The sequence below is a fragment of the Pseudorhodoplanes sp. genome, from assembly GCF_050250235.1.
Lineage (GTDB): Bacteria > Pseudomonadota > Alphaproteobacteria > Rhizobiales > Xanthobacteraceae > Pseudorhodoplanes.
In genome coordinates this window covers 1-4,652 of record NZ_JBFWPA010000264.1, presented here as the reverse complement: position 1 = coordinate 4,652, position 4,652 = coordinate 1, and the positions used below count along the sequence as shown (strand labels likewise).

Sequence of the window (4,652 nt, the reverse complement as noted above, 5' to 3'; positions counted from 1 at the left end):
ACGCTCATTACATCACGAATATGCGGACCGCTGCCGTCAGCGCGAGCGCCGTGCGGCTACTCGCCAAGCCGGATGCGCGGACGCTGGCAATTATCGGCGCCGGCCACCTGGCGCAGTCGCATCTGGCCGCGTTGAGACGCGTCCGTGATTTCGACGACGTTCGCGTCTGGAGCCCGAAAAGCGCGGCTTCGTTTGCAGAACGCAATGGCGTGACATTGGCGGATTCGACGCGCGACGCGGTTCAGGGAGCCGACGTTGTAGTTGCCGCCACAAGCTCGACGACCCCGGTGCTCGAGGGTGATTGGCTCGAATCCGACTGTCTCGTTTGCACCGTGGGTGCGCCGCGGCCGGACTGGCGAGAACTCGATGATGTCACGATTGCGCGTGCCGATGGCAGGGTCGTCGTGGACTCGCGGCAGGCCGCGCTGGCGGAATCCGGCGACGTCAAGGCGGGTGGGCGGGTCTATGCCGAGCTGGGAGAGATCATTTGCGGCAAGGCCGCTCCGCTGACTTCGGAGCGTGGCATTGTGATATTCAAGTCGCTCGGGATGGCAGTACAGGACATTGTCACTGCCCAATTGGCTTATAAGAAGCTGGCTCAGTGACCGCTTTTGTCGAGATACCACATATACAGTGAAATCAGCATGTCGTTGCGTGTGTACCATGCGGCCTGAGGGAACGTCCTCGCTTCAAAAGCAGACGAAACCGGGACACCGAGAATCTTGTTGGCCGCTTGCATGCCCAGATAAGGCGCCATTGCATTTCCCGAAAAGCAGTATCCAAGCGCATAGTGAACGCCGTCATGGCTGCCAAATTTTGGAAACAGATCGGCGGTTGCGGCACAGCGACCGGTCCATGCGTGACTGATCCGAACATTCTCTAGTGCAGGAAACATTTGTACCAGGCTCTGTCGCAGGGTGTAGGCGACACGGATAATGTTGACCGGCCAGCTGCCTGTCTGGCCTCCGAAGATGATCCGCTTTCCGTCCTTTGACAATTGCATATAGTTCGATCGCCCACGGCTTTCGACATAAGTCCGGTCTCCCGGGAATAATGTCGAAAGAATGCCGGGTTCGATTTCTTCCGTCGCGACCATATAGGCATTGATCGGTATCAGTCGGCTGAACAGCCAGGGCGTGAGGCGTGTGGTGTGGCCATTGGTTGCGACCAGCACGTCTTTGGACCTGATCACTTTGTCCGCGATCTGGATCGTGAAGCCATCGGTGTCCTTGGTGAGGCCGGTGACACGGTGAAAATCGAAGACCCGTGCGCCCGCCTGTTCCGCGAGCGCACGAATTCCGCGCGAATACAGAGCTGGGTTTATTGATGCGTTGTCGCGAATGACGACACCGCCATGGTAACAATCGGTATCGATTTCGGATCGCGAGGCCGTGACAATCTCGGTGTTCTCACCGAGCAGGTCGGCGCGGGTCTTGTATTCCCTCTTGAGTTCATCGTAAGAGGCCTGCGACGTGGCGCCTATAAACCGGCCATGTTGGCGGAAGTCGCAAGCAATGTTTTCACCGGTGATTGTCCTCACAGCCAAATCGAAGATCTGGCGCAACTCCCGGTAAAATCGGACGGCTGCGTCGTGCCCGACAGTGTCGATCAATCCTGTGAAGGAATGACGTGAATGCCATCCCAGCATTCCGGCATTGCGCGAACTGGCAGCCGAGCCGGCCTTGTCAGCGTCGAAAACGACCACATCGCGTCCGGCGTTGGAAAGGACCCGAGCCGCGGTGAGGCCCGTAAGACCGCCGCCAATGACCACAACATCAGCGGTCGCAGGAAGTGCCCCGCGCTCAGTCGGCGTGTTGTCGGAAGGAAGTGCAGTGCCCCAAAATGGGCGCGCTGCGAATTCCGCTGTGAAGAACTTGCTCCTGTATAGATCTACTGCCTCGCAGTAAGGGTCCATTCGCATGCCGTCGAAAATTGACTGACAGATCAAGATAATCTGTTATTGTCCGGCTGGTCAATATAAGTCTATAGTGATGCGAAATTGACCTGTGAGGCTGACTGTTTGTAATGGATATTGCCCATCCGGTTAAGGAATATAGGTGCGCGCACCGGGAGCCGGCTGGTGTCTTTGCGGTGGTGAGGCCACGAGCCAAGGATGGACGTGCCTGAAATGCAAACTGCTCAACGCATAAAAGTCGGTGTCGTCGGACTTGGTTTTGGCAGTACCCTCACGCTCCCCTATTTCGTCGCGGACAAGCGATTCGAGATCGTCGCCGCGGTCGATCCGCGCTCGGCAGCGCGAGATGCGTTTGCGACGCGATTTGGCGGAGAGGCGTTCAGCTGCGCCACAGAGTTGTTTGAACGGTCCAGCGTCGACTTGGTTTATATTTGCACCCCGCCTTATTTGCACCGCGAACAGGTTGAGGAGGCGGCGGCCTATCGACGGCATATCCTGGTCGAAAAGCCGATGGCGCTGACTGTCGCAGATTGCGATCAAATGATTAGGGCAACTGATGAGGCCGGCGTCATGCTCATGTATGGGCATACGCACAGCTACGATCCGCCGATCAAAGCCATTAAGGAACTTGTTCGATCGGGGGAACACGGGACAGTGCAGATGGTGCAGAACTGGACTTTCACCGACCTTCTATACCGGGCGAGAGCCGAGTGGGAGCTGAACGATTCGGTCGGAGGCGGTGCGGTTTACATTCAGGCCGCGCATCAGATCGATATCATTCGAATGCTGGTCGGTGACCAGATTGCATCGGTGACAGCTCACACCTATTGCTTTGACGCTACCAGAAAAGCGCACGGCGCGTATGTCGCGCTACTCTCGTTCAAGAACGGCGCAAGCGCAACGATCGTCTACAACGGCTATGGCCATTTCGATACCGCCGAATTGCACGGGTGGGTCGGAGAAGATGGCAATTTGCGCCCGCCGGATACGCACGCAAAAACGCATCAGGCCAGGATAAACCGCAATGAGGAAGCGGAACGTGAAGCTAGGAGATTTGGTCTTGCGAATCTTGCCGAAACGGCAGTTCCGTTCCATTCCCATTTTGGATTGACACTTGTATCGCTATCAAAAGCAGATATTCGTCAAACTCCGAACGGACTTTCAGTCTATTCAAATAAAGGACGAATCGAAATCGGGGTTGAAGTCGGGCGCGGGGGGCGCGGGGTCATGCTTGATGAACTTTATTCGGCACTCACAGGGTCTCGTCAGCCGCTTCACGATGGAAAATGGGGGCGTGATACGCTCGCCGTATGCGAAGCTATACTTCAGTCAGCTCGATCCGGAAAGGCTATGGAACTGCGGCGTGGCATATCAAAAGAAGAGCCCCCAGGTCGCCAAACATAGTAGCTCGCCAATAAGTACGGATGCGAATCTCCGTGAACAACTCTCGCAAAAGGCATTTCATTGGTAGAAGCGTGGTTGGCCTGATTGTTGTTGCATTCGTTATTTTTATAATGGCGCATTTGAGCGGAATAATCGGAACCGGTTAGATGGTCAGGCACTATTTTGTCCTATGCTGTAATCTGTTGCGCGAGGTTGCGCTGGACGACCGAATGTGTCGTGCAGCGGTGATCGTCCACCCGGGCACTTGTTGATTTGAAGCCCGGGCGCGTCCGAAAGCGCGCTCCGACCAACCGAACGGCTCATTGTCCCGAGCTCGGCGCAAGCATCTCGACGAACCGGACCGTCAGAATCCATTCTGGGGACTGTGGTTTGCTGACAAATTCAAGAAAACGCGTCCGCCATTTCCCGTCGATTGGATCGGAGTGAGGCAGCAACGCGTCCGACTTGCCCCGTCGCCAGATTACCATCACCAGGGCATCTGTGACGAGCTGAGCAGTCATCGCTGCGCTCATTGACCAGCCGACGACGCGGCGGGAGAACAGATCGACCACCGTAGCCACGTACAGCCAGCCTTCCGCTGTCCAGATGTATGTGAAGTCAGCGATCCACTTGCGGTTGGGAGCGGGAGCATCGAAGCTACGGTCGAGCACGTTGGAAACGACGGCGGTGGCCTGCCGCTCACCCAGGTCAGGTGGCAGACGACGCCGTCGCGGGCGAGCTTTGAGAGCCTGCAGCCGCATCAAACGCTCGATCCGATGCAGTCCGCACGACACCCGTCCGCCAGCAGGTCGTGCCACACGCGCCGGGCTCCGTAAGTCCGATCACTCGGCAGGAAGTGTGATGGAAACGCGAGCCCCGATCTTTCATGCCTGCAAGACGGCGCCGTCGCACATCCTTCTCGCGTCCATCATCCAACCACCCACCGTCGCCGAACACCGGAACTTCCGCCATGCAGCGAATGTTCTCGGCGTCAGCCAGTGGACCGTAAGCTCTCAGATCACGACGACGCTGACGGGGGGCTACGAACCACTGCGCGACATCACGCAACAACACGTGCTCGATTGCTTCCGTGGTGCTTCCGTAGCCAAATGGAGTTATAGCGAGAACAAAATCAGGCCTTGCAAAGTATCAGAAAGTATGAGAAAAAATGGCGCACCCGGCGAGATTCGAACTCACGACCTTTGCCTTCGGAGGCAACGTTCGAATTAAGCAGCCTGTGATGCTTTCTTCAAATGCAATGTCTCTGGCTTCAGGTGCGTATAGCGCCGGAGCATCTTCCAGTCCTTGTGGCCGGTAACAAGTGCGACCTGTTCGATTGAGAAACCGGCTTCAA

General features: G+C 56.8%; 3 protein-coding genes and 2 pseudogenes. 2 read left to right on the top strand and 3 right to left on the bottom strand.

Translation table 11 applies throughout. The annotated features are described in order from the left end of the window. The coding region (locus AB7F49_RS38260; RefSeq protein ID WP_428532899.1) for an ornithine cyclodeaminase family protein at positions 1 to 605 on the top strand (605 nt) is incomplete at its 5' end. On the opposite strand, the gene AB7F49_RS38255 is transcribed toward AB7F49_RS38260, so the two are convergent. Then, the gene (locus AB7F49_RS38255) at positions 599 to 1,915 is read right to left on the bottom strand and encodes an NAD(P)/FAD-dependent oxidoreductase (protein ID WP_428532896.1); all 1,317 of its coding nucleotides are present in this window, start codon (positions 1,913 to 1,915) and stop codon (positions 599 to 601) included. The two genes, AB7F49_RS38260 and AB7F49_RS38255, sit on opposite strands and share 7 nt — an antisense overlap. A gap of 198 nt (positions 1,916 to 2,113) precedes the next feature. Here AB7F49_RS38255 and AB7F49_RS38250 point away from each other — a divergent pair, with 198 nt between their 5' ends. Continuing rightward, complete coding sequence (locus tag AB7F49_RS38250; RefSeq protein WP_428532893.1) at positions 2,114 to 3,319, top strand: Gfo/Idh/MocA family oxidoreductase; 1,206 nt, start codon at positions 2,114 to 2,116, stop codon at positions 3,317 to 3,319. 416 nt (positions 3,320 to 3,735) lie between these two features. On the opposite strand, the pseudogene AB7F49_RS38245 reads toward AB7F49_RS38250, so the two are convergent. Both AB7F49_RS38245 and AB7F49_RS38240 read right to left on the bottom strand, forming a co-directional pair. Beyond that, positions 3,736 to 4,154 (bottom strand): annotated as a pseudogene (locus tag AB7F49_RS38245) (DDE-type integrase/transposase/recombinase); the annotation flags it as partial. A 370-nt stretch (positions 4,155 to 4,524) separates the two neighbouring features. Then, a pseudogene (locus tag AB7F49_RS38240) lies at positions 4,525 to 4,652 on the bottom strand (site-specific integrase); the annotation flags it as partial.

Bases quoted from the DNA above. Each gene is read 5' to 3' on its own strand.
- AB7F49_RS38255 (WP_428532896.1), bottom strand. From the start codon at position 1,915: ATGGACCCTTACTGCGAGGCAGTAGATCTATACAGGAGCAAGTTCTTC.
- AB7F49_RS38250 (WP_428532893.1), top strand. From the start codon at position 2,114: ATGGACGTGCCTGAAATGCAAACTGCTCAACGCATAAAAGTCGGTGTC.